Annotated in this window: 24 protein-coding genes; 14 read left to right on the plus strand and 10 right to left on the minus strand. The window is 71.1% G+C overall.

Annotation, left to right across the window (positions count from 1 at the left end; all coding sequences use genetic code 11):
* The first annotated feature begins 203 nt into the window (after positions 1–203).
* The 12 genes from RV986_RS02705 (at position 204) to RV986_RS02760 (ending at position 13,079) form a co-directional block, all read left to right on the plus strand.
* Positions 204–1,370, plus strand: a complete 1,167-nt coding sequence (locus RV986_RS02705; protein WP_475915822.1) for an acyl-CoA dehydrogenase family protein — start codon at positions 204–206, stop codon at positions 1,368–1,370.
* Positions 1,370–2,137: an SDR family NAD(P)-dependent oxidoreductase gene (locus tag RV986_RS02710; protein ID WP_475915823.1), complete on the plus strand. Its 768-nt coding sequence runs from the start codon at positions 1,370–1,372 to the stop codon at positions 2,135–2,137. The genes RV986_RS02705 and RV986_RS02710 overlap by 1 nt, the downstream gene beginning before the upstream one ends.
* A gap of 90 nt (positions 2,138–2,227) precedes the next feature.
* Positions 2,228–2,986: a FadR/GntR family transcriptional regulator gene (locus tag RV986_RS02715; RefSeq protein ID WP_475915824.1), complete on the plus strand. Its 759-nt coding sequence runs from the start codon at positions 2,228–2,230 to the stop codon at positions 2,984–2,986.
* Positions 2,987–3,216: 230 nt separating this feature from the next.
* A complete protein-coding gene (locus RV986_RS02720) occupies positions 3,217–4,017 on the plus strand; it encodes an enoyl-CoA hydratase/isomerase family protein (protein ID WP_475915825.1) in 801 nt (266 codons plus the stop codon).
* Positions 4,018–4,019: 2 nt separating this feature from the next.
* Positions 4,020–5,033: an acyl-CoA dehydrogenase family protein gene (locus RV986_RS02725; RefSeq protein ID WP_475915826.1), complete on the plus strand. Its 1,014-nt coding sequence runs from the start codon at positions 4,020–4,022 to the stop codon at positions 5,031–5,033.
* The gene (locus RV986_RS02730) at positions 5,030–6,172 is read left to right on the plus strand and encodes an acyl-CoA dehydrogenase family protein (RefSeq protein WP_475915827.1); all 1,143 of its coding nucleotides are present in this window, start codon (positions 5,030–5,032) and stop codon (positions 6,170–6,172) included. The genes RV986_RS02725 and RV986_RS02730 overlap by 4 nt, the downstream gene beginning before the upstream one ends.
* A gap of 42 nt (positions 6,173–6,214) precedes the next feature.
* A complete protein-coding gene (locus RV986_RS02735) occupies positions 6,215–7,804 on the plus strand; it encodes a FadD3 family acyl-CoA ligase (protein ID WP_475915828.1) in 1,590 nt (529 codons plus the stop codon).
* A gap of 100 nt (positions 7,805–7,904) precedes the next feature.
* Positions 7,905–9,059: a CaiB/BaiF CoA transferase family protein gene (locus RV986_RS02740; RefSeq protein WP_475924165.1), complete on the plus strand. Its 1,155-nt coding sequence runs from the start codon at positions 7,905–7,907 to the stop codon at positions 9,057–9,059.
* Complete coding sequence (locus RV986_RS02745) at positions 9,056–9,922, plus strand: enoyl-CoA hydratase/isomerase family protein (protein WP_475915829.1); 867 nt, start codon at positions 9,056–9,058, stop codon at positions 9,920–9,922. The genes RV986_RS02740 and RV986_RS02745 overlap by 4 nt, the downstream gene beginning before the upstream one ends.
* 54 nt (positions 9,923–9,976) lie before the next feature.
* Positions 9,977–11,134, plus strand: coding sequence for a thiolase family protein (locus RV986_RS02750; protein ID WP_475915830.1), 1,158 nt, complete (start codon positions 9,977–9,979; stop codon positions 11,132–11,134).
* Positions 11,135–11,154: 20 nt separating this feature from the next.
* A complete protein-coding gene (locus tag RV986_RS02755; RefSeq protein WP_475915831.1) occupies positions 11,155–12,303 on the plus strand; it encodes an acyl-CoA dehydrogenase family protein in 1,149 nt (382 codons plus the stop codon).
* Between the two features lie 5 nt (positions 12,304–12,308).
* The gene (locus tag RV986_RS02760) at positions 12,309–13,079 is read left to right on the plus strand and encodes an SDR family NAD(P)-dependent oxidoreductase (protein WP_475915832.1); all 771 of its coding nucleotides are present in this window, start codon (positions 12,309–12,311) and stop codon (positions 13,077–13,079) included.
* 9 nt (positions 13,080–13,088) lie between these two features.
* Here the strand turns inward: RV986_RS02760 and RV986_RS02765 are convergent, their stop codons facing one another.
* On the minus strand, positions 13,089–14,348 hold the full coding sequence (locus tag RV986_RS02765) for an amidohydrolase family protein (RefSeq protein WP_475915833.1): 1,260 nt from the start codon (positions 14,346–14,348) through the stop codon (positions 13,089–13,091).
* A gap of 1 nt (position 14,349) precedes the next feature.
* On the minus strand, positions 14,350–15,357 hold the full coding sequence (locus RV986_RS02770; RefSeq protein WP_475915834.1) for a CoA transferase: 1,008 nt from the start codon (positions 15,355–15,357) through the stop codon (positions 14,350–14,352).
* 74 nt (positions 15,358–15,431) lie between these two features.
* Between RV986_RS02770 and RV986_RS02775 the strand changes: the two genes are divergently transcribed.
* Positions 15,432–16,388, plus strand: coding sequence for an enoyl-CoA hydratase/isomerase family protein (locus tag RV986_RS02775; protein WP_475915835.1), 957 nt, complete (start codon positions 15,432–15,434; stop codon positions 16,386–16,388).
* Between the two features lie 224 nt (positions 16,389–16,612).
* Here RV986_RS02775 and RV986_RS02780 read toward each other — a convergent pair whose 3' ends face one another.
* The 8 genes from RV986_RS02780 to RV986_RS02815 all read right to left on the minus strand — a co-directional run bounded on the left by RV986_RS02780 (position 16,613) and on the right by RV986_RS02815 (position 23,113).
* Positions 16,613–17,341 (minus strand): enoyl-CoA hydratase-related protein, encoded by a 729-nt coding sequence (locus RV986_RS02780; RefSeq protein ID WP_475915836.1) that lies wholly within the window; start codon positions 17,339–17,341, stop codon positions 16,613–16,615.
* Positions 17,338–18,633 carry an amidohydrolase family protein gene (locus tag RV986_RS02785; RefSeq protein ID WP_475915837.1) on the minus strand — a complete coding sequence of 432 codons (1,296 nt, stop codon included), beginning with the start codon at positions 18,631–18,633 and terminating at the stop codon, positions 17,338–17,340. Before RV986_RS02785 ends, RV986_RS02780 begins: the two co-directional genes overlap by 4 nt.
* A 63-nt stretch (positions 18,634–18,696) precedes the next feature.
* A complete protein-coding gene (locus tag RV986_RS02790; protein ID WP_475915838.1) occupies positions 18,697–19,014 on the minus strand; it encodes a hypothetical protein in 318 nt (105 codons plus the stop codon).
* Positions 18,980–19,363, minus strand: a complete 384-nt coding sequence (locus tag RV986_RS02795) for a hypothetical protein (RefSeq protein ID WP_475915839.1) — start codon at positions 19,361–19,363, stop codon at positions 18,980–18,982. Before RV986_RS02795 ends, RV986_RS02790 begins: the two co-directional genes overlap by 35 nt.
* Entirely contained in the window at positions 19,360–20,067 is a 708-nt protein-coding gene (locus RV986_RS02800) for an ABC transporter ATP-binding protein (protein ID WP_475915840.1), read from the minus strand. Before RV986_RS02800 ends, RV986_RS02795 begins: the two co-directional genes overlap by 4 nt.
* A complete protein-coding gene (locus tag RV986_RS02805) occupies positions 20,064–20,774 on the minus strand; it encodes an ABC transporter ATP-binding protein (RefSeq protein WP_475915841.1) in 711 nt (236 codons plus the stop codon). Before RV986_RS02805 ends, RV986_RS02800 begins: the two co-directional genes overlap by 4 nt.
* On the minus strand, positions 20,755–22,872 hold the full coding sequence (locus tag RV986_RS02810; RefSeq protein ID WP_475915842.1) for a branched-chain amino acid ABC transporter permease: 2,118 nt from the start codon (positions 22,870–22,872) through the stop codon (positions 20,755–20,757). The genes RV986_RS02805 and RV986_RS02810 overlap by 20 nt, the downstream gene beginning before the upstream one ends.
* A 13-nt stretch (positions 22,873–22,885) precedes the next feature.
* Positions 22,886–23,113 carry a hypothetical protein gene (locus tag RV986_RS02815; protein WP_475915843.1) on the minus strand — a complete coding sequence of 76 codons (228 nt, stop codon included), beginning with the start codon at positions 23,111–23,113 and terminating at the stop codon, positions 22,886–22,888.
* A 155-nt stretch (positions 23,114–23,268) separates the two neighbouring features.
* Between RV986_RS02815 and RV986_RS02820 the strand changes: the two genes are divergently transcribed.
* Entirely contained in the window at positions 23,269–23,739 is a 471-nt protein-coding gene (locus tag RV986_RS02820; RefSeq protein ID WP_475915844.1) for a pyridoxamine 5'-phosphate oxidase family protein, read from the plus strand.
* Positions 23,740–23,805 lie beyond the last annotated feature (66 nt).

Raw genomic sequence — 23,805 nt, forward strand, 5'->3', positions numbered from 1 at the left:
GACATCACCCGCGCAGGTATCACCTCCGCAGGTATCACCTCCACAGGTATCGACCCCACAGATATCGACCCCACAGGCGTCGCCCACGCGGGCTTCGCGCACCTCTTTCGCGGCCAGGACGACCGTCGCGGCCTCACTCTGTACGTACGGTCTGACCTTTGATATGTTTCACACATAACAAAGCTGCGGAGGGGTCCAAAATTGTGGACTTTGAGCTGACCGAAGATCAGGAAACCATCCGCAAGGCGGTCGTCGGACTCCTGCGCGACTTCGACGACCGGTACTGGATGGAGAAGGACCGGGAACACGAGTTTCCCGAGGAGTTCTACGCCGCCGTCGCGGGCGGCGGCTGGCTGGGACTCACCATTCCGGAGGAGTACGGCGGCCATGGTCTCGGCATCACCGAGGCCACACTGCTGCTCGAAGAAGTGGCTCGATCCGGCGGCGGTATGAACGCCGCGAGCTCCATCCATATGTCGATCTTCGGAATGCATCCCGTGGTGGTGCACGGTTCCGAGGAACTCAAACGGCGCACGCTTCCGCGCGTCGCCACCGGCGATCTCCACGTCTGTTTCGGCGTGACCGAGCCGGAGGCCGGCCTGGACACGACGAGCATCACGACCTTCGCCCGACGGGACGGCGACCACTACGTCGTGAACGGCCGCAAGGTGTGGATCTCCAAAGCCGTGGAGTCCGAGAAGATTCTGCTGCTGACCCGCACCACGAAGGTCGACGAAGTCGCCAAGCGGACCGACGGGATGACGCTCTTCCTCACCGACCTGGACCGCGACAGGATCGACATCCGTCCCATCCCGAAGATGGGCCGCAACGCCGTGACCTCGAACGAGCTGTTCATCGACGAGCTGCGCGTGCCGGTCGAGGACCGCGTCGGCGAGGAGGGGCAGGGGTTCCGCCTCCTCCTCGACGGTCTCAATCCGGAGCGGATGCTGATCGCCGCCGAGGCGCTCGGGATCGGCCGGGTCGCGCTGGAGAAGGCCGTGGGCTACGCCAACGAACGCGTGGTGTTCGGCAGGCCGATCGGCATGAACCAGGCCATCCAGTTCCCGCTCGCGGACTCGCTCGCCCGACTCGACGCGGCCGAGCTGATCCTGCGCAAGGCGACCTGGCTCTACGACAACGGCCGGCCCTGCGGACGCGAGGCGAACACCGCCAAATACCTGTGCGCGGACGCCGGATTCACCGCCGCCGACCGGGCGTTGCAGACCCATGGAGGTATGGGCTACTCCGAGGAATACAACGTGGCCCGCTATTTCCGTGAGGCCCGTCTGATGAAAATCGCGCCGATCAGTCAGGAAATGATCCTGAACTATCTGGGATCGCACACTCTGGGAATGCCGAGGAGCTATTGATGGCCGACAACACCGGTCTGTTCGATCTCACGGGACGATCGGCACTGGTCACCGGAGCCGCGGGCGGTATCGGTTCCGCGGTCGCCGAGGCACTCGCACGCGCCGGCACCGCGGTGCTCGTGACCGACGTGGACGGGGCGGCGGCCGCGGCGGTCGCCGAGAAGATCTCCGCGACCGGCGCGACGGCGGACAGTGCCGTGCTGGACGTCCGGGACCGGGCGTCCGCCGACGCCGCGGCGGCCCGGGCGGCCGCACTGGCCGACGGAAAGCTGCACATCCTCGTCAACAACGCCGGAATCATCGCCCCGGACATGTTCGAGAACCTCCAGGAGGAGGCGTTCCGCAGGATCGTCGACATCCACCTGATGGGGGCCTTCCACTGTGCGCAGGCCGCCCTGCCGTTCCTGCCCACCGACGGCACGGGGCGGATCATCAACGTCACCTCGTCGGCCGGCATCGTCGGCACGCTCGGCCAGGTGAACTACTCCGCGGCCAAGGCGGGCATCATCGGTCTGACGAAGTCCCTGGCGCGTGAACTGGCGCGCAAGCAGATCAAGGTCAACGCGCTGGCACCGCTGGCCGCGACGCCCATGACGGAGACGATCCGCACCAACAAGAAGTTCGCGGACGCGATGCTCGCCCGGATCCCGCTGGGCCGCTGGGCGGCACCCGAGGAGATCGCCGGGAGCTTCGTCTTCCTCGCCTCGGACGCCGCGTCGTTCGTCACCGGCCAGGTGCTGCCCGTGGACGGCGGCATGGTCATGTGACCTGATGCCGTGCGACGAGGTGACCATGAGCATCCGTACTATGCTGAATGGTTCAACCAAAGCAGTGGCATCGGTCCCAGGAGTACGTACATGCCCGGTAGGTCTCACCCGCGCTTCGACGCCCTGACGGTCCCGAAGGCATCGGACGTCCTGGCGTCGGAGGTACGTGAGCGCATTCTCTCCGGCGAGTTCACCGAAGGCATGGCCCTGCCGCCCGAGCGTCAACTGGTCGAGCAGACGGGGCTGAGCCGCGCGACGGTGCGGGAGGCGCTGCGGATCCTGGAGGTCGAGAAGCTCCTCCAGATCAGGCCGGGCCGCGGGGGCGGCGCCTTCGTGCACCGGCCGGGCCGCGAATCGCTGGCCAGTACGGTGCAGTTGGTCATCCGGGGGCAGCGGATCCGGCTGGAGGCGCTGCACGAGACACGGGAGGCCATCGAGCCCACGTGCGCCGCGCTGGCGGCCGTGCGTCGCTCCGATCGCGATCTCGCCGAACTGGATGCCGCACAGCGGGATCTGGTCGAGGCCGGGGACGACATCCCGCGCTTCCTGCGGGCGAACATCGACTGGCACAGCGCGGTGGCGAGGGCCAGCGACAACGAGCTCCTGATCGGGTTCATGAGCGCCCTCTCGCAGTCGATCTACGCCGCCACGGATCTCGAACAGTTCATGGACGCGGACATCCGCGCGCTCACCGCCCGCGCCCACGCGAAGATCACCGAGGCCATCCGCGACCAGGACGGCCCGGCGGCGATGCGGCGCATGGCACGCCATGTGTGCGGATTCGCCGACGCGGTCGCCCAGGTCGACCGGCGGGACCAGGTGGAACTGTCCGGGCCGACCGAGGTCTGACGCTCCGTCCGACCCTCCACGGTCCAGGTCCGACCCTTCACGGTCCAGGTCCGACACTCCGGGGTTTCGAGGTCTGAGGCTCCGGCGCCGAGGTCCCAGACTCCGGTGTGCGCCATCCTGGATGTCCGGAACATCATGGACGGCGCATCGCAGGATCATTGACGGCTATTCGGTCTGACCTTTAATATCATCTGAGGTTGGGGCGGCCGAGGCACTGGAGAGAGGTCCCCATGGGCGAGGTCAGCTCCGTCATCACCGTCGAAGCGGACGGCGACGTCCGTATCGTCACCCTGAACAGGCCAGAGCGCCTGAACGGCGTGTCCGAGGAACTCCACCGTCGGCTCGCCGAGGTCTGGCAGGAGCTCGCGGAGGACCGCACGGCCCGGGCCGTCGTCCTCACCGGCGCGGGCCGCGCGTTCAGCGCCGGCGGCGACTTCGACCATCTGCGGGCCCATCACAGCGATCCGGAGCTCCGCGAGCGCTCGATCCGGCTCGACCGCACCATCCAGACGGCGATGATCCGCTTCCCGCTGCCCGTCGTCGCGGCGGTCAACGGCCCCGCGGTCGGGCTGGGGTGCAGCCTGGCGCTGGGCTGTGATCTGGTGCTGATGGCGCAGGACGCGTACCTCGCGGATCCCCATGTCTCGGTCGGCCTGGTGGCGGGCGACGGCGGGGTGACCCTCTGGCCCCTGCTCACCAGCCTGCTCCGCGCGAAGGAGTACCTCTTCACCGGGGACCGCATTCCCGCCGCCACGGCGGTCGAACTGGGCCTGGCGAACCGCGTCGTTGCCTCCGAGGACCTGCAGAAGGAGGCTCTCGCGCTGGCCCGTCGACTGGCGGCCCAGCCCGCCGAGGCGCTGCGCGCCACCAAGATGGCCCTCGCCGTGGTGGTGGAGCAGGTGTCCCGCGGCGGCATGGAGGCGGCGCTGATGGCCGAACGGGCGACCATGACCAGCCCGGATCACATCCGGATCGTCGAGGAGTTGGCGTCCCGCGCCCGGCGCCGGTCGACCGAGGCCGAGGAGGGCTGACGGTGGAGGCGGAGGAGTTCCTGCTCGTACGGGACATGTTCCGTACGTTCGCCACGCGGTTCCGGATGGCCTCGGCCGACGAGGTGAAACCGTCCGCGCGCGCCTCCGCACAGGCGGCGCTCGGCGAACTGGGCCTCGCCGAACTGCGGCGCTCGTCACCCCCGGCGGCCACCGTCCAGGAGTGCGCCCTGCTCGCCGAGGAGCACGGCAGGCAGCCCCTCACCACCTCCCTGGTAGGCACCGTGCTGCTCGCCCCTGAGCTGCTGCGACTCCTCGGGCACGACAGACCACCGGGCCCGGGCCAGGGCGCGACACCGACGATCGCGCTCGCCCCCGATCTGCGCTTCCCCACCTCCGCACGCCCGTCCGAACTCCTCGGCTGGGACTGCGCGGGCGCGGACAGCGCGCTGTGCCTCACCCCCGACGGAACGGTGACCAGCCTCGGACTCGGCACCGCCGTACCGGGCGTCGACCTGCTGCGCGGCATCCGCGCGGTGTCGCCCGATGCCCCGGTGACGGTGGTCGGCCGGATCGATCCCGAGCAGTACTTGCACTGGCAGGCCTACGCGCTCGTCATGGTGAGCAGCGAACTCGTGGGCGCGGCCGGGTCGTTGGTCCGGCAGAGCGTCGAGTACGCCCGGGATCGCCGCCAGTACGGGAGGGAGATCGGCTCCTTCCAGGCCGTACAGCATCTGCTCGCCGACGCGACGGTCCTGGTGGAGGCCTGCACCAGTGCCACCAGGTATGCCGCGTGGTGTCTCGACAACGAGTCGCCCGCGCGCGCCCTGACCGCGGCGCGCGTCGCGAAGGCCGAGGTCGGCCCATCGGCCCTCGACGCGGTCCACACCGCCATGCAGGTCTTCGGGGGCATAGCCCAGACCTGGGAGCACATCGCGCACCTCTATCTGCGCAAGGTCCGTCTGGGCAGCATGGCCCTGGCGACGACGGCCGATCTGCTGACGACACTGGCCGAACCGGAGACAGCCGCGGCGACCGGACCGGAAGGGACCCGATGACCGACATCCCCCTGGACTTCGGCGATCCGGCCGACCTCGACCGGCTCCGCCGGCGGTTCCGTACCTGGCTGGCCGCCCACCCGCTGCCCGAACGCCTCCCGGACGAGCCGGTCCCGGTCTTCCTCCACCGGTGGCACCGCCTGCTGTACTCCGGCGGCTGGGTCGGTCTCGACGTCCCCGTCCAGTACGGCGGCCGGGGCCTGAGTTCGCTGCACCAGGTCGCGATCAGCGACGAACTCGGGGCCTGCCACGCCCCCGGGGTCCCCCGGATCGGCTATCTCGCGCACGCCCTCCTGGAGTTCGGCTCCGAGGAGCAGCGGCTGCGCTGGCTGCCGCGCATGCTCGCCGGTGACGACGTCTGGTGTCAGGGCTTCAGCGAACCGGGAGCCGGCTCGGATCTCGCCGGGATGAGCACGGTCGCGACCCCGCACGACGACCACTACACCGTGCGCGGCCAGAAGCTCTGGACCAGCTATGCGCAGTACAGCGGTCTGTGCCTGTTGCTGGCCCGCACCGACCCGTCGGCGCCCGCGCACAAGTCGATCTCGGCGTTCGCGCTGCCGCTGGACCGGCCGGGCGTGACGGTACGGCCGTTGCGGGCGGCAGGCGGCGACGACGAGTTCTGCGAGTTGTTCCTCGACGACGTCCGTATCGCCAGGTCCGAGCGCATCGGCGCCGAGGGCGACGGCTGGCCGCTGGCCATGACCACGGTGTCGTACGAGCGCAACGCCCTCGACACCGGTCACATCTCGAAGTACGGGCTGCTCGTGGAGCGCCTGCGCCGCACCGCCCGGGAGCGCCGGGGGAACCTGCCGGACGGGCTGCTGTCCGAGATCGGGCGCTGCTTCGTGGACTACGAGGTCCTGGTGGCGCACGCCCGGCGCCGCACCGCCGAGCGGCTGAGCGGGCAGGTCGCCGGGCCGGAGTCGTCCATCGACAAACTCCTGATGACCAGGACCGAACAGCGGCTCTACGAGACGGCGCTCAAGGTCTTCCCCGAGGAGCAGCTCCGGGGCGAGGACAGCGAGCTCTTCGGGGACTACCTCTATTCCAGAGCGGCGTCCGTGTACGGCGGAACATCTCAGATCCAGCGCAACATCATCGCGAAGCGGGTCCTGGGACTGCCTTCCGGCAGCTAACCCTGGACCGGCGGGATTTTCTTGTCCGATGGGAGCTCACCCGTGCGATACGACCTCGAATACCTGAGTATTCCGCATGTGATCAGAGCGGCCGCCAAGCAGTTCTCGGACGCGCCGGCCCTCGTCGACGGGACCCACCGGTGGAGTTTCCGTGAGCTGGAGCGGCAGATGGTCCGGGCCGTGAAGGCCGCCGTCGCGCTGGGGGTCGAGCCGGGCGACCGGGTCGGTCTGTGCGCTCCCAACTCGGCGGAGTGGATCGTCGCCGCACTCGGCATCCAGGGCGCCGGAGGCATCGTGGTGCCGCTGAACACGCGGTTCAAGGCGCAGGAGATCTCCTACATCCTGCGCAAGTCCGCGGCGAAGGCCGTCTTCGCCTCGTCGTTCCTGGGCAACGACTACATAGCCGCGTTGAAGAGCGCCGATCCCGACCTGCCCGCGCTGCGCAAAACGGTGTCGATTCTCGGCCCGCGGGGCGCGGCGGACCTCGCCTGGGACGACTTCCTGCGGGCGGCGGAAGCCGTGCCCGACTCCAGGGCCCACGACCTGATCGACCGGCTGACCCCGGACGACATCTCCGACGTGATGTTCACCTCCGGCACCACCGGCCATCCGAAGGGGGTCGTCCTGACGCACGGACAGTCCCTGCGCGCCTACGGCTGGATGTCGCAGGAGTACACCTTCACGCATTCCGACAGCTTTCTGATCATCCCCCCGTTCTTCCACTGCTTCGGATACAAGGCGGGATGGCTCGCTTCGCTGATGCACGGCGTGACGGTCGTGCCCATGCGCACCTTCGACGCGGGGCGGGCGCTCGACATCATCGGCAGGGAACGCGTCAGCATTCTGCTGGGGCCTCCCACCATCTTCCAGGACCTGATCAACCACCCGGACCGTGCCGCGTTCGACCTGTCCTCGCTGCGGGTGTCCATGACGGGCGGCACCACCATTCCGGAATCACTGATCCGTGCCATGAAGGCGGACCTGTCCTTCGACATCGTCATGAGCGCGTACGGGCTGACGGAGTCGACGGCGCTGGTGACGACCACCCGGATCGGGGACTCGGAGGAGACGGTCGCGCGCACCACGGGCCGGACCATCCCGGACGTCGAGGTGAGGATCGTCGACGATCAGGGCCGGGACGTTCCCGCAGGCCACGACGGGGAAGTCCTGGTGCGCGGCTACAACGTGACGCGCGGGTACTGGGACGACCCGGAAGCCACCGCCGCGACCGTCGACGCCGAGGGCTGGCTGCACACCGGTGACGTGGGGCGCCTCGACGAGGCGGGCAACCTCTCCATCGTCGACCGCAAGAAGGACCTCTACATCGTCGGCGGTTTCAACGCCTATCCGGCCGAGATCGAGAAGTTGCTGCTCGGGAACGAGGCCATCGAGCAGGCCGCCGTCATCGGGGTTCCCGATGACCGTCTCGGTGAGGTCGGCTGCGCGTTCGTCGTCGTGAAACCGGGCCACCGTCTCACCGAGGCCGATGTCGTCGCGTGGGCCCGCGCGAACATGGCCAACTTCAAGGTCCCGCGGCATGTCCGGTTCGTCGAAGGACTTCCCCGCAACGCCGGCCAGAAGGTACTCAAGGACGGGCTGCGTCGCGATTGGAGCGAGCTCAGTGGCAAGTGATCACGCGGAGAGTGCCGAGAAGCCGGAGAAACGGGAGAAGCCGAAGAAGCCGAAGAAGCCGGAGAAGCCGAAGAAGCCGCGTGAAGGCTCCGCCGGACCGCTGGCCGGCATCACCGTGGTGGCCCTGGAGCAGGCGGTGTCGGCTCCCATGTGCACCCGCACGCTCGGCGACTTCGGTGCCCGGGTGATCAAGGTGGAGAACCCGCGGGGCGGCGACTTCGCGCGGCACTACGACGATGTGGTGGGCGGCCTCGCGGCGCACTTCGTCTGGCTCAACCGGGGCAAGGAATCGGTGGCCCTGGACCTCAAGTCCCCCGCCGGGATGGCGGCGCTGCACCGCCTGCTCGACCGCACCGACGTACTGGTCTCCAACCTCGCGCCCGGGGCGACCGCGAAGCTCGGCATCGCACCCGCCGACCTGGCCGTCAGCCATCCCGAGCTCATCGCGGTGGAGATCGACGGATACGGGCCCGGGGGGCCGCTCTCCCACAAGCGCGCCTACGACCTGCTGGTCCAGGCCGAGTCGGGAGCGTGCGCGACCACGGGCCGGCCGGGTGCGCCGGCCAAGGCGGGGCCACCGATGGCCGACGTGAGCACCGGCCTGTACGCCGCCCTGTCGATCATGGCACTGCTCTGCGGAAAGGAGCGCGGCCGGGTGCAGGGGCCCACCTCCGCCGCGGTCAGCCTGTTCGACACCATGACGGAGCTGATGGGCTATTCGCTGACCTACACGCGGCACACGGGGGTGGATCAGGAGCCGAGGGGCATGGGCTCGCCCGCGGTGGCGCCGTACGGGGCCTATCCCACGGCGGACGGCCACACCGTGGTCCTCGGCACCACCAACGACGGCGAGTGGCAGCGCCTCGCGCGCGAGCTGCTCGGCCGCCCCGACCTGGCGGACGACGAGCGTTTCCGGAGCAACTCCGGCCGGGTCGCGCACAGCGGGCTCCTGGACGCGGAGATCGGTGCCTGGTGCGCGCGCCATGATCTGGCCTCCGTCCAGGACGGCGCGGACGCCGCGGGGATCGGCAACTCCCGTTACAACACCCCGAGCGACGTGGTCGCGCACCCGCATCTGACGGCCCGCGACCGCTGGCGCGAGATCGACACACCGGGCGGTCCGGTTCCGGCGCTGCTGCCGCCACCGGTCATCTCCGGCTACGAGCAGCCGATGGGGGCGATCCCCGCGCTCGGCGAACACACCGCGGCCGTCCTCGCCGAACTGGGCATCGACGCCGAGGGAGAGCTGCCGTGAGCGCTGCCACGAGCGCCGCCGCGAGCGAGGAGCCCGTCCTGCTCTCGGGCGACTCGGACGGCGTACGGACGCTGACGCTCAACCGGCCGCACCGGAAGAACGCGATCGACGGGGAGTTGTGGGGCGCTCTGCGCGACGCGCTCACGGACGCCGGGAACGACCGGTCCGTACGGGCGCTCGTGCTGACCGGGGCCGGCGGCGCGTTCTGCTCCGGCGCCGACATCTCGGGCGGACTGAGCACCGCGCACCCCCTGTACCGGATGCGGACCCTGAGCGAGGTCACACTGCTGCTGCACGAGTTGCCGGTCCCCAGCATCGCCAAGGTGACCGGGGTGGCGGTCGGCGCGGGCTGGAACCTGGCCCTCGGCTGCGATCTGGTCGTGGCCACTCCGGAGTCGAGGTTCTCGCAGATCTTCGCCCGGCGGGGGCTCTCCCTCGACTGCGGCGGCTCCTGGCTGCTGCCCAGACTCGTGGGCCTGCAGCAGGCCAAACGGCTCGCACTGCTCGCCGAGACGATCGACGCCGAGGAGGCGCGGTCACTGAATCTGGTGACCTGGGTGGTGCGCGCCGAGGAGATCGACGACTTCGTGGAGCGCCTCGGCGCACGGCTGGTGGCCGGCGCGCCGGTCGCCCTCGCACAGAACAAGGCGCTGCTGAACGAGGGCGCCGACCGCACGATGCGGGACGCGCTGGCGGGCGAGGCGCGGGCCCAGGCGGTCAACTTCGCCACGGCGGACGTCCCCGAGGCGTACTCCGCGTTCACCGAGAAGCGGGCGCCGGTCTTCACGGGCCGCTGGGCGGTGCCGAGGCCCGCCCGCGGCGCCGGGAGCCCGGTGCCCGGCCGGGCGGACGGGTCGTCGTAGTGCGGGAGACCGGGTGGTCGTGGTGCGCCGAACTCAACGAGCGGAAGGGTCCACATGCGTGAGGCAGTGATCGCGGAGGCGGTCCGCACCGCCGTCGGCAAGCGGAACGGCGGACTGTCCGGCATGCATGCCGCCGACCTCTCCGCCGTCGTCCTGAGGGCGCTTGTCGAGCGGACGGGGATCGATCCGGACGTGGTCGACGATGTGATCTGGGGCTGTGTCTCCCAGGTCGGGGATCAGTCGAGCAATATCGGGCGCTACTCGGTCCTGGCCGCCGGCTGGCCGGAGAGCATCCCGGGCACCACGGTCAACCGGGCCTGCGGATCGAGCCAGCAGGCGCTGGACTTCGCCGCGCAGGCGGTCATGTCCGGCCAGCAGGACGTCGTGGTGGCGGGCGGTGTCGAGGTGATGAGCCGGGTTCCGCTCGGGGCCGCGCGCTCCACCGGGATGCCGTACGGGCCCCAGGTCCTCGCCCGCTACCAGGACTTCTCTTTCAACCAGGGCATCTCCGCGGAGAAGATCGCGCAGAAGTGGGGCTTCGACCGTACGCGGCTCGACGCGTTCTCGGCGCTGTCGCACGAACGGGCCGCGGCGGCGCAGGACGCCGGAGCCTTCGAGGCCCAGATCACCCCCGTGTCGGCCGAGGGCGCGGGAACCGTGACGCTCGACGAGGGCATCCGGCGCGGCACCAGTGTCGAGACCCTGGCCAAGCTCAGGCCCGCCTTCACCGACGACGGCGCGATCCACGCGGGCAACGCCTCCCAGATCTCCGACGGGGCGGCCGCGCTGCTGGTGACGACACCCGGGAAGGCGCGCGAGCTGGGGCTGACGCCGCTCGTGCGCTACCGCGCGGGTGTGGTCACCGGCTCCGACCCCGTGCTCATGCTCACCGGGCCGATCCCGGCGACCGAGAAGGTGTTGCGGAAGGCGGGTGTGGGTCTGTCGGAGGTCGGCGTCTTCGAGGTGAACGAGGCTTTCGCGCCCGTACCCCTGGCCTGGCTCGCCGAGACCGGCGCCGACCCGGCGCTGCTCAATCCGCTCGGCGGCGCGATCGCGCTCGGACACCCGCTCGGCGCGTCGGGTGCGGTGCTGATGACCCGGATGGCGCATCACATGCGCGAGCACGGGATCCGCTACGGCCTGCAGACCATGTGCGAGGGCGGCGGCACCGCCAATGCGACCGTCGTCGAGCTCGTCATCCCCGCATCCTGAGCATCCTCACGGAGGACGTCGTGCGCCGAGAACTCTTCACCGCCGACCATGAAGCGTTCCGGCAGCTCGTCCGGGACTTCGTGGCGAAGGAGGTGGTCCCCCACTACACCGAGTGGGAGCACGCGGGACGCCTGCCGCGCGAGCTCTTCGAGAAGCTCGGCTCGCTCGGGGTGCTGGGCATGTCCCTACCGGAGGCGTACGGCGGAGCGGGCCTGAACGACTACCGCTACAACGTCGTGCTGCAGGAGGAGGCGGCCCGTGCCCTGGTCACGCTCGGCACCGTACGCACCCAGCTCGACGTCGTGCTGCCGTACTTCCTCGCCTACGCCGACGAGGCTCAGCGCGCGCGCTGGTTCCCCGGGCTCGCGGCGGGCCGGCTCCTGACCGCCGTCGCCATGACCGAACCCGGTACGGGCTCCGATCTCGCGGGCATCCGCACCACCGCCGTCCGTGACGGGGACACGTACGTCCTCAACGGGGCCAAGACGTTCATCACCGGCGGTCTGCTCGCCGATCTGGTGATCGTCGTGGCGCGTACGTCGACCGATCCCGACAACCGGCGGGCGGGTCTGACGCTGCTGGTCGTGGAGGACGGCATGCCCGGGTTCGCGCGCGGCCGGGTGCTCGACAAGATGGGCATCAAGGTGCAGGACACCGTCGAGCTGTCCTTCGACGAGGTCCGGGTCCCGGTCGCCAACCGGCTCGGTGAGGAGGGCGCGGCCTTCGGCTATCTCGGCCACAACCTCCCCCAGGAGCGGATGACGGTCGCGGTCGGCTCGGTCGCGCAGGCGAAGGCGGCACTGGACACGACGGTCGCATACGTCAAGGAGCGGCAGGTGTTCGGGACACCGGTCGCCTCCTTCCAGAACACGAAGTTCGAACTCGCCGCCGTGGCCGCCGAGATCGAGGCCGCGCAGACGATGCTCGACCGGGCGGTGCGCGAACTCGTCGACGGTGAGTTGTCCGGCGCGGACGCGGCGAAGGTCAAACTGTTCTGCACGGAGATGCAGGCGCGGGCCGTCGACCGCTGTCTGCAACTGTTCGGGGGGTACGGCTACATCCTGGAGTACCCCATCGCCCGGCTGTACGCGGATGCGCGCATCACCCGCATCTACGCCGGCACGAGCGAGGTCATGAAGGTCATCATCGCCAAATCCCTGGGGCTGTGAACACCATGGCGGATTTCTCCAGCAAGGCCGGCGTCGCGTTCGTCGCGGGCGGCACCGGCGGCATCGGCGCGGCCGTCGTCCGGATGCTCGCCGAGCGCGGCAGTGACGTGGCGTTCACGTACCGCGCCAGCCAGGCCGGGGCCGACGCCCTCGCCGCCGAGGTGAAGGAGCACGGGCGGCAGGTCCTCGCACTGCGGCTCGACCTGGCCGACGAGCAGGCCACCGCGCAGGCCGTCGCCGAGGCCTCCGACACCTTCGGGGGCCTGCACACCCTCGTGTACGCGGCCGGCCCGCATGTGCCGATGGTGCACCTCAGCAAGGTGACGCCGAGTCAGTACCGGGCCCAGCTCGACGCGGACGCGGTGGCGTTCTTCAACCTCGTCCACCCTTCGCTGCCCCGGCTGCGGGAGAGCCGGGGGAGCATCGTCGCCGTCACCACCGTGGCCACCCGTCGGTTCCCGGTCCGCGACGGGCTGTCGTCGGGTACGAAGGGCGCCGTCGAGGCGGTCGCCCGGGCGCTGGCCGCCGAGGAGGGCCGGTACGGCGTCCGCGTGAACTGCGTCGCCCCCGGCATGCTGACCGACGGCATCGCCGCCCGGCTGATCAGCTCCGGTGAACTGGACGCGGCGGCGCTGGACATCACCCGTCGCAACATCCCGCTGCGCCGCTTCGGTGACGCGACGGACATCGCGGAGGCGGTGGCGTTCCTGGCGTCGGACCGTGCCGGATTCATCACCGGACAGGCGCTGGGAGTGGACGGCGGGTACAGCGTGTAGCGACCCGTTTCACTCCTGCGGCGTGATCCGCCGTCCACCGACGAAGGCGGCGCGTACGACGTCCGCCGACAGCAGGTCGAGGGCCTCCTTCAGGGGTACGTGGAGCAGGCACAGGTCGGCGGCCGAGCCGACCGTCACCCGCCTTGCCCGGCCCGGGAGTCCGGGTTCGCCCGAGAAGAGGGCGAGCGCGGCCCACCGGTCCACGGCTTCCCCGCGGCCCCGCTCGACGGCCGCCCGCATGACCGCCCAGGGATCGGCGCTCCCGAACGGCGCGTCGGTCCCGGCGGCGACCGGGATCCCCGCCTCGGCCAGGGTCCGGCAGCGGTAGAGGTGAGCCCGGTCGTCGGGGTCCACGTCCGTCGCGTACTCCCGTCCACGCTCCAGCGGAAAGTGCGGCTGCGTCACGACCGACACCCCCAGCCGGCGCAGCCACTCGATCGTCTCCGCCGGGATCACCGAGCCGTGCTCGATCCGGTCGCCCTCGACCGGTCCGGCCGCGTCCAGGGCGAGCAGCGTCACCAGCAACTGCACCCGGGTCACGCAGTGCACGGCCACCGGGCGGGGCCGCACCGCGGCCATGGACGCCGCGAGTGCGTCCGGTGTCGGCAGGGTCGCGTCGTCGAGCAGGAACTTCACCGGCGCGTCGTCGAGCCCCATCACGACGAGCCGCTGCGGCAGTACCGACAGCAGTTCCGCCAGCCCCTCCCCCGGCCGTGGATCGGCGTTGGTGAAGCCCGTGATGCCGTACGCCGCGGCCCGGGAACCCACCCCGCGCAGATCAAGGCGTACGGGCGGTACGAAGCCGCGCAGCCGCTCGTCCTCCCGCCAGAACCGCCCGTCACCCTCGCCGTCCAGCCCGGCGGCACGCAACGCGGCGCTGTTCCACGCCCACAGCGCGCCGCTGCGATGCTGCACCCGCACCGGCCGATCGGGCGCGAACCCGTCCAGCACCCGTCGGTCGAGCTCTCCCGCCACACTCTCGTGGTAGCCGACGGCCCGCACCCACTCCCCCGGCGTCCCCCGCCGCAGGGCGGCCACCAGCCCCTCCCGGTCGCGAACGTCCGCCGGACCGACCCGCACCGACGCGGCCTCGGCCGCCAGCGCCGCCAGGTGTACGTGGTGATCGTGCAGGCCGACCAGCAACGCGCCGCCCCGGCCGGCCAGTTCGCCGCGCCCCGCGAGGTGCCGGCCGATCTCGACGACCCTGCCGCCGCCGAGCCGCACGTCCACCCGGCCGTGCCCCGCGACCTCCACGTCCGTGATCAGCACGTCAACGGCTGGCGGCGAGGGCGGCGGCACAGGCCGCCATGGACAGGCACAGGAGGTCTCCTCCGCCGTCGGCCAGGGAGCGGGCGACGGCGTGGGCGGCGAAGAGGCCGGTGACGGGGTCGGCGAGCGCGTCGCCCAGGAAGACGGGGTCGCCGTCGCGGTCGAGGCCGGTGAGGCCGCCCGCGGCCGCCGCGTCGTCGCCGAAGGCGATACGGTCCTCGTCGCGGCCGTGGCCGGTGATGCTCAGCCAGACACGGCCGGGGCGGGCCGCGAGGAACTCCTCGGCGTGGATGCCGAGTCGGCGCAGTGCCCGCGGCCGCGACGCCTCGATGACGACGTCCGCCCCGGCGACGATCTCGGCGGGTGCGCCGGAGGCGAAGTCGAGCACCACGCTCTCGTGTCCGTCGTGCAGCCAGTGGTAGAAGGCGGGCGATCCATGGCGTGCGCCGTCCGGTCTGGTCGTGCTCTCCACCTTCACCACCCGGGCCCCGGCCTCCCCCAACAGCCGTGCGCACAGGGGTCCCGCCCACAGGGCCGAGAAATCGACGATCCGCAGTCCGGCCGGGTCACGCGGGCTCGCCGCTTCGCCTCGTTCGGCGCGTACGGGAGTGCGGGTGCCCCGGGCCGAGCCAAGGGCGGCCGCGGCGATCCCGAGCAGCTGCGCGTGCGCCGCGACCTCGGTGGCCGTGGCCCGCCGTGCCGCCTCGCGCAGCTCTTCCCTTCCTGCTCCGCCGAGGAGTGCGACGAGAGCGGGGACGGCGGCCAGGTCGTCGGGGCGGGCCAGGTTCACCGCGGCCCAGCCGTCGGCGGTCCGCAGGAGGTGGCAGGAGCCGCCGGCCGAGACCCGGCCAGGGGGGTGGAGTCCGCTGAGCCGGGCGCGGAGGAAGAGGGCGGTCGGCACGTCGACGGGTACGCCGGTGAGACCGGTGAAGGCCTTCGCCACGTCGTGGAGGGGGCCGAGGAAGGGCTCGACGGGTTCCATCCAGCGGTGGAGAGTGTCGTTCTCCACTTCACAAACCCCCTTCTCGGTCCCGGTGATCTCCCATTACACTCCAGTCGCCGCCGGTTGGGGAGGGGAACGACATGACCAGGGACTCGCCCTTCCGCCTGGTCGACCTCGACCGGGAAGCGCCGTGCGGGCACGGGTCGAAGGACGGCGTCCTCGTCGGTGTGGCGGCGGAACCGGCCGAGACGGACGAAGGGTTCGACGTCCTGCTCACGGGGGCCGCCGAGCCCCCGCGACCGTGGGTGGGGTGCGAGGACCCGTACGCCGTCGCCCACCGTCTGGCCGGCATCGTGGCGGCACAGCCCGCGGCCGCCGTCGCGCTGGTCCAGGTGCTGCGCATGGGGGTCGGGGTACCCGCGCCCGAGCGGCTGGTGCTCGAATCCCTCGCCTACTCGATGCTGCAGGGCGGCGCCGGGTTCCGTGCCTGGCTGGCATCGGCGCGCCCACGCACTCCACGCCCCGCCGCCGAGCCCGTACGGCTGCGTCGTGACGGTGACCGGCTGGCCATCACCTTCGACCGGCCATGGGTGCGGAACGCCTTCGACGCCGGAACCCGGGACGCCCTGTGCGAGGCGCTGCACGTCGCCGTCGCGGATCCCTCGATCGCACATGTCGACCTGTACGGGAACGGTCCCGCGTTCTGCAGCGGGGGGGACCTGGCGGAGTTCGGGACGTCCCGCGATCCGGCCCACGCCCATCTGCTGCGGGTGCACCGCAGCCCGGCCGCGCTGCTCCAGGAGTGCGGGCCCCGGGTGACCGCGCATCTGCACGGCGCCTGTGTCGGCGCCGGGATCGAGCTGGCGGCGTTCGCGGGGCGGGTGCTGGCCGCGCCGGACACGGCGTTCCGGTTGCCGGAGATCGGGATGGGGCTGATCCCGGGCGCGGGCGGCACGGCGAGCCTCCCGGTCCGCATCGGCCGGGAGCGCACCGCGTATCTCGCCCTGTCTGGCGGCACGTTGAGCGCGGAGGAGGCGCTCGGCTGGGGCCTGGTCGACGGAATGTCGGCTCCCCAGCACGTGTGCCGGAAGTCGTGAGCACTAAATCGGTTTAGTGTTCACGACTTCCGCGGAGGGTAGTCGACGAGATCACCGCGGCGAACGCCCCCCCTCCTCGTCCGACGCGGCGGCGGCCGGGCGCTGAACCCACCGCGCGCGGCGCAGCTGCCGGCGCACAGGTGCCGACCTGGCCCGACGTCACCCCGCGGTGACGCTCCGGGCGACGTGGGCCCCGGACGACGGCCGTCGGGGGACGCCGCGCGTCAGCTGCCGGTCCACAGAGGCGTCCTGCGCTCCGCGAAGGCCCGGGCGCCCTCGGCCGCGTCCCTGCTGCGGAACACCGAGGTGACCTCGTCCGGTTCGGCCCAGCGGCGTTCCCGTATGAGCTTCTTGGTCATGGCGACGCCCAGCGGACCGTTGGCGGCGATCCGCCCGGCCAGGGCGAGCGCCTCCTCCCGTACCCGGTCGGCGGGGACGGCACGGTTCACCAGGCCGGCCCGCTCGGCCTGCGCGGCCGTGACCGGATCGCCGGTCAGACCCATCTCCAGGGCGACCGCCAGCGGCACCCGGTCGGCGAGCGTCGTACCGCCCCCGGCCGCGAACAGGCCCCGCTTGACCTCGGCGATCCCCAGCTTGGCGTCCTCCGCCGCGACGACCAGGTCGCAGGCCAGCACCATTTCGAAGCCGCCGCCCAGCGCGGAGCCGTTCAGCGCCGCGATCACCGGAGTGCCGATGCCCTCGCGGAAGAACCACACCAGGCCGTCGAACTTGCCGCCGCCCTGGGCGAACGCCTTCAGGTCCATGCCGGCGCAGAAGACCGTACCGGCACCGGTCAGGACGATCGCCCGGACCGCCGGGTCGGCGTCGGCCGAGCGCAGCACCCCGGACAGCTCGTCGATCAGGGCCGGGTTGAGGGCGTTGCGGGCCTCGGGCCGGTTCAGCGTGGCCACCAGGACGTTGTCGACGCGCTCGGTCAGCACCAGGTCGCTCATGAGGCGGCGCTCGTCGCCGCGCGCGCCCGGGAGCGGTACGCCTCCAGCTTCTCGGCGGGCTCGATCAGCCGGTGGCTGCGCGACTGGATGGAGACGTCATGGCCCTCGGCCTGCTTCCGCAGCGCTCCCACCGTGGCCTGCTCGCGCGGGACATGGGCGAAGGGATCGAAGGAGTACCAGCGCATGGCGTTCTCGTGGGTCATCTTGGCGATGTCCGAGTCGGGCACGTCGAAGCGCTCCATCACGCCCATGAGCTCCTCGGGCGCCTCCGGCCACATGGAGTCGCTGTGCGGGTAGTCGCATTCCCAGGCGATGTTGTCGATGCCGATGTCGTGCCGGAGCTTCACCCCCATCGGGTCACTGATGAAGCAGGTGAGGAAGTGCTCCCGGAAGACCTCCGACGGCAGCTTCCCGCCGAAGTCCTGGAGGGTCCAGGCCGAGTGCATCTCGAACGTGCGGTCCACCCGCTCCAGGAAGTAGGGGATCCAGCCCGTGCCGCCCTCCGACAGCGCGATCTTCAGATCGGGGAAGTCCTTGACCGGCTGGGACCACAGCAGGTCGGCGGCGGCCGAGACGATGTTCATCGGCTGCAGGGTGATCATGACGTCGGGCGGTGAGTCGACCGCGGGAATCGCCAGCCTGCCCGAGGAGCCGATGTGCACCGACAGAACGGTGTTGGTGTCGGACAGCGCCCGCCAGAGCGGGTTCCAGAACGGGTCGTGGAAGCTCGGGTACCCGAGCACCGCGGGGTTCTCCGTGAAGGTCAGCGAGTGGCAGCCCTTGGCGGCCACCCGGCGGACCTCCGCCGCGCACAGTTCGGCGTCCCAGATGACCGGGATGGCCATCGGGATGAACCGCCCGGGGTGGGCCCCGCACCATTCGTCGATGTGCCAGTCGTTGTACGCCCGCACCAGCGCGAGCGAGAAGTCGATGTCCTCGGTGGCGAACAGCCTGGCCGCGAACCCCGGGAAGGACGGGAAGTTCATCTGGGCGAGGATCCCGCCCGCGTTCATGTCGGCGACGCGCTCGTTCACGTCGTAGCAACCGGGACGGATCTCGTCCAGGGCCTGCGGTTCGAGGCCGTACTCCTCCTTGGGCCGTCCGGCCACCGCGTTCAGCGCGGCCGTGCGGATCACCGTCGACCGGAACGTCCAGGTGTCGGTGCCGTCGTCCTGGTGGACCAGCTGGGGCGCGTCGTCCTTGTACCGCTCGGGGAGATGGTTCACGAACATGTCGGGGGGCTCGATGATGTGGTCGTCGACGCTGATGAGGATGAGATCGTCTCGGTCCATGACGGGTTCCCTTCCGGAAGGGGGAGGCAGGCGGCTCGGGTGGGGGGGGTGGCGGGAGTACGGCTAGTCGGAGGCGGGCAGCGGCTTGGCCGCCTTGATGGTCATCGGGACGCCGTCGCAGCTCAGTTCGCCGGTGCCGGAGGAGGTGCAGAGCAGTTCGAGGGCACCGCTCGCGTCCACGTAGCGCTTGCCGATGAGGGTGACGGCGTCGGCCGCGGCGCGGGGCGACGGCTTCGCGGCGGTGGCGGGGACCATCGGGCTCCCGCCGCAGGCGAGTACGACCGAGCCGTCGGCGGGGGCGCGGACGACGACGACCCTCGTGCCGCAGACGGCGCTGGCCAGCTGCTCACCGGGGCGCGGCGTCGTTACCGGTGGGGTCATGGTGGATGTCCCTTTCGAGCAGGCGATCGGCGATGAGGTTGATGTCGTAGGACTGGCGTGCCATCCAGAACCGCAGGAAGCCGGTCAGCGAGTACCGCAGGAAGAGCGCGGAGCCCACCACGCTCGCGGAGATCCCGCCCAGGCCGAGTGCGAGGCCGTCGCCCTGGACGAGCGGATCGACGGTGTTGTGGGACACCAGGTAGCCCGACACGCCGAGCACCAGGCCGCCCACCATCAGCAGCACGCCGAGGCGCAGCCAGAGGGTGGCCCGGGCGGCGGCCGGGTCGGGGATCTTCAGTACCGCCAGTTCTCGGACGAAGCGGTCCGCGCGCGGCTCGGTGGTGGTCATGCGGAACTCCCCAGGTAGAGGGCGGACAGTTCGGCGCGCAGCCCGCCGTCGGGGTGGCCCTGCCGTTGGACCCGCCCCCGTACGAGGACGGCCGCGTGATCGGCGATGTCGAGTACGGCGGCCGCGAACTGCTCGACCACCAGGACGGCCACGCCCTGCCGGGCGATCTCGGCGACCTGCTCGTACAGTCGGCCGACGATCAACGGGGCGAGCCCCATGGAGAGTTCGTCGAGCAGCAGCACGGCGGGGTCGGTGGCGAGGCCGCGGGCAAGGGCGAGCATCTGCTGCTCGCCGCCGGAGAGGGTGCCGGCCGCTTGGGAGGCACGGCGGTGGAGGATGGGGAATCGCTGGAAGGCGATCTCCTCGATCTCCGCACGGCTGCGGCCGGTGAAGGTCATCATCAGGAGGTTGTCGCGGACGGACAGGTTGGGGAACACGCCGCGGCCCTCGGGGATCAGACAGACACCGGCGCGGGCCAGGTCGCGGAGGTCGGCTCCGGTCATGTCCCGGCCGCCCAGCAGGAGATGGCCGGATTCGACGGGGTGGACTCCGGAGGCGACCCGCAGGGTGGTGGTCTTGCCCGCGCCGTTCGGGCCGAGCAGGGCCACCACCTGCCCGGCGGCGACCTGGAGGTCGACGCCGTGCAGGACGGTGATCCGGTCGTAGGCGGCGCGGATGCCGCTCAGTTCGAGTATGGCGCTCACGCGTCCCCCAGGTAGGCCGCCAGGACGGTCTCGTCGCCTCGGATCACCTCGGGCGGCCCGTAGGCGATGACCTTGCCGAGATCGAGTACGTACACCTCGTCGCACACGCCCATGACGAGGGTCATGTCGTGTTCGACGAGGACCACGGCCGTGCCGTCGTCGGTGAGCGAGCGCAGCAGCGCGGCGAACCGTTCGGTCTCCTCGCTGTCCTGTCCGGCGGCGGGCTCGTCGAGAAGCAGCACCTTGGGCCGGCCGACCATCGCCCGGCCGACCTCGACCAGGCGACCGACTCCGGTGGGCAGGGCGTCGGGCGGGCTGTCGGCGAGGTCGGTCAGGCCGAGCCGGGTGAGGGTCTCGGTGACCGCGTGGTGCGCCCGGCGCCGCTCGGGGCCGAGTTCGGCCGCGACGAGCAGGTTGTCGCGGACGGTGAGGCGGCCGAAGAGTTCCAGCCGCTGGAAGGTGCGGGCGAGTCCGCGCCGGGCGCGGCCCGCGGGGCTGGTCCTGGTGACGTCCTGTCCGTCGAGGAAGACCTGTCCGGCGGAGGGTCTGCGCAGTCCGGACGCCACGTCGAACAGGGTGCTCTTTCCGGCACCGTTGGGGCCGATCAGGCCGGTCACCCGGCCCGGTTCGGCGGTCAGGGCGACCCCGTCCAGGGCCCGGTTGCCGCCGAAGGCGACGGTCACTCCGCTAATCCGCAGCGAGGCCACGGGCGAGCACCTCCCTGTCCTCGGGGCGCCAGGCGCGCCGCAGTCCCCACCACTCGACGGGGATCTCCGGTTCGGCCGGAGCGGCGGTCTGCCGGATCGTCGCCCAGATCCGCAGCGCCACCCCGGCGGCCACCGAACAGCCCAGGAACGTCCAGCCGTTGATCAGGTCGCCGAGCCGCAGGACCCACAGCAGGGCGAGTACGCAGAGCAGGGCGGGCAGCGCGATCCGGTCCCGGCCGAGGGGCTCCCACTGGCGGCGGAAGCGCACCACGATGCCGTCGGGGTTGTGGCCGAGCCCGATGCCGGCGAGGCCGGGCAGCAGGGCGACGAGGTTCTGCGCCCAGGGCGCCACGGCGACCAGCGCGTTCGTCGGGCCGATGTAGGCGGTCCCGGCGAACAGTCCGTTGCCCACGGTGCCGAGGCCGCCGACCACCGCGACCAGGAAGATCGGCAGTCCCGCCACCACGTTGAACTGGTCGGCGGTGATGGAGCGTTGCTGCATCCCGTACAGGGCTCCGCCGAGACCGGCGATACCCGAGGAGAGCGCGAACACCGCCACCTTGGCCGTCAGCAGGCTGCCGCCGAGCGTGGCGTAGGCGGCCTCGCTGTCGCGCAGCGCGATCAGCCGCCGCCCGAACCGGCCGCGTCGCACCGCCGCCACGACCAGCGAGGCGAGTGCGAGGCAGCCGGCCGCGAACACCATCTGCTTCGAGGCGGTGTCCATGTCGAGGCCGAAGAGCCGGGGGCCGGCCACGTCCACCGAGCCCTGGTCGAACAGTGCGATCCGTTTCCCGAACAGATGGAACGCCGGCAGTGTGAAGATCCATCGGTCGAGGACGACCGCGAAGGCGGCGGTCCCGAGCGCCAGATACACCCCGGACAGGCGCAGCGCGGGGAGCGCGACGAGCGCTCCGGCCACCGCGGAGACCACGACGGCGGCCCCGAGGGCCCAGAACTCCCCGTGCGCGCCCAGGTGGGCCCATACGACCGCCCCGATCCCGGCCATGCTCAGCTGGCAGAGCGAGATCTGGCCGGCGTACCCGGCCAGCGGTACGTACGACAGCGCCACCACGCCGAGCGAGAAGATGGCGCCGTAGGTGATGAGGTCGGCATCGCCGAGCACCGAGGCCAGTACCGCGCCGAAGGCGACGACACACACGGCGAACACGACCGTGCCGCGAGCGGTCGGAACCGGCACCGGGCGCAGTTTGCGGTCCCGGCCGCGCAGCCGCCGGTGCGGGAACACCAGCAGGGCCACGAGCAGCAGCAGGGCGGGTGCGGCCAGCCGGAGGCCGGGCAGATAGGCGTTCTGCGGGAGATAGCCGGTCAGATAGCTCTCCATGCAGCCGACCACGAGGGCGCCGACGAAGGTCAGGGGCACGCTGCGGAGCCGGCCGAAGATGGCCGCGGTGTAGGCGCTGACGATCAGCAGCGAGAGCTGGGCGGCGTCGAGGGTGACGGTCGGCGCGATGAGGATGCCGCCGATCGCCGCCAGTTGGGTGCCGAGGATCCAGGCGATCTTGTTGGCCCGTACGGGATGGGCTCCGGTGAGTCCGACCAGGGCGCGGTCGTCGACGGTCGCCCGCATCTCCGCGCCGGGCCGGGTGCGGTACAGCAGGATCCGCAGTCCGATCGCGACCAGTACGGCGACTGCCATCGTGAGGGCCTGGTGCCAGGTGACCACGGCCGAGCCGATGTGGAAGGGTTTCCGGTCGGCGAAGAACGTGGGCAGCGTGCGCGGCACATTGGGGTCCCAGACCCACCGGGCGACGGCGATGAGGCCGCTGAGCAGCGCCACCGTCATGACCAGCCGTTCGGCCTCGCCCAGTGCCTGGACGGGCCGGAGGACGACCTTCTCGACGAAGAGTCCGAAGGCCGGGGCGAGGACGAACAGGACCACGACCAGCGCCACCGGTACCGGCCAGCCCCAGCCGCCGGTGAGCTGCCAGTAGGTGAAGGCCGAGAGCATGCCCGCCGCGCCGTGCGCGAAGTTGAAGACGCCGGTGGTCGTGTAGGTGAGCACCAGACCGCTGCCGATGACCGCGTAGATCGCGGCGGTGCTCAGGCCGACGATCCCGAAGGTGAAGAACTGCTCCATGGCGGGCCGTCACTCACACTCTCGCCGGGGACGGCGAGGGCGAGCGGTCTCGGCGGCCGGTCGGCCGGAGGGCGGTGGCGCCGGCGTCGGCGCACGAGCAGCGGGCCGCGTCCGCGCAGGGCACGGCGGACGTGGCGAACGTCAACCAGGCCTGAAAGGGCCGTAGCGGCGGTGGTGCCATCTGCTGCCACGCGTACTTGGCGACCGCCCCCAGGGCGGCGAAGGGTGTGGGCTGGTTCAAGGGGTCTCCTCCTCGGTGCTGTCCCCGAGCCGGCTGGGGGAACAGGTGATCGCCCCGGCCACCTTGAGCGCGAGGTGGTTCTCCTCCTCTCTATTGGTGGAAACTAGCTTCTCGTTAAGAGAGAATCAACCATTCAAACAAAGGCAGGAGAGACGATGAGCGAACAGCGCCGGGGAACCGCGATCGCCATGACCGACACCGAGCGGGACGCCTTTTTGCGAACCCAGCCGGTATGCCGGGTCGCGACCGTCGGAGCGAGCGGAGATCCCCATGTCAGCGCCCTGTGGTTCGTCTGGGACGGGTCCACGCTGTGGCTCAACTCGCTGGTACGCAGTCAGCGCTGGACCGATCTCGACCGGGATCCGCGGCTCAGCGTGATCGTCGACGACGGAGGTACCGACTTCATGGCCCTGCGCGGCGTCGAACTACGGGGCAGCGTCGAGGTCGTCGGCGAGGCACCCCGCAAAGGAGACCCCCTGGACGAGCTCGCCGGCCCGGAACAGCTCTTCGCGGACAAGTACATGGGCGGCGGCGCGTTCCGCTACGACGGGAAGCACGGCTGGCTCCGGCTCACCGCACGGAAGGTCGTGAGCTGGGACTTCGCGAAGCTGCGCCGCGACCGTTGACGCCCTGACCCATACATGGAAACCTGCCACTCGTGAATGAGAATGCCATTCTCACCGAAGGGCGGG

It is taken from the genome of Streptomyces sp. RLA012 (genome assembly GCF_056270325.1).

Excerpts from the sequence above, each read along its gene's own strand:
- RV986_RS02785 (WP_475915837.1), bottom strand. The coding sequence starts at position 18,633 with ATGGACCGAGACGATCTCATCCTCATCAGCGTCGACGACCACATCATC.
- RV986_RS02775 (WP_475915835.1), top strand. The coding sequence starts at position 15,432 with ATGACCAGGGACTCGCCCTTCCGCCTGGTCGACCTCGACCGGGAAGCG.
- RV986_RS02780 (WP_475915836.1), bottom strand. The coding sequence starts at position 17,341 with ATGAGCGACCTGGTGCTGACCGAGCGCGTCGACAACGTCCTGGTGGCC.
- RV986_RS02790 (WP_475915838.1), bottom strand. The coding sequence starts at position 19,014 with ATGACCCCACCGGTAACGACGCCGCGCCCCGGTGAGCAGCTGGCCAGC.
- RV986_RS02820 (WP_475915844.1), top strand. The coding sequence starts at position 23,269 with ATGAGCGAACAGCGCCGGGGAACCGCGATCGCCATGACCGACACCGAG.
- RV986_RS02760 (WP_475915832.1), top strand. The coding sequence starts at position 12,309 with ATGGCGGATTTCTCCAGCAAGGCCGGCGTCGCGTTCGTCGCGGGCGGC.
- RV986_RS02795 (WP_475915839.1), bottom strand. The coding sequence starts at position 19,363 with ATGACCACCACCGAGCCGCGCGCGGACCGCTTCGTCCGAGAACTGGCG.
- RV986_RS02730 (WP_475915827.1), top strand. The coding sequence starts at position 5,030 with ATGACCGACATCCCCCTGGACTTCGGCGATCCGGCCGACCTCGACCGG.
- RV986_RS02710 (WP_475915823.1), top strand. The coding sequence starts at position 1,370 with ATGGCCGACAACACCGGTCTGTTCGATCTCACGGGACGATCGGCACTG.
- RV986_RS02750 (WP_475915830.1), top strand. The coding sequence starts at position 9,977 with ATGCGTGAGGCAGTGATCGCGGAGGCGGTCCGCACCGCCGTCGGCAAG.
- RV986_RS02720 (WP_475915825.1), top strand. The coding sequence starts at position 3,217 with ATGGGCGAGGTCAGCTCCGTCATCACCGTCGAAGCGGACGGCGACGTC.
- RV986_RS02715 (WP_475915824.1), top strand. The coding sequence starts at position 2,228 with ATGCCCGGTAGGTCTCACCCGCGCTTCGACGCCCTGACGGTCCCGAAG.
- RV986_RS02810 (WP_475915842.1), bottom strand. The coding sequence starts at position 22,872 with ATGGAGCAGTTCTTCACCTTCGGGATCGTCGGCCTGAGCACCGCCGCG.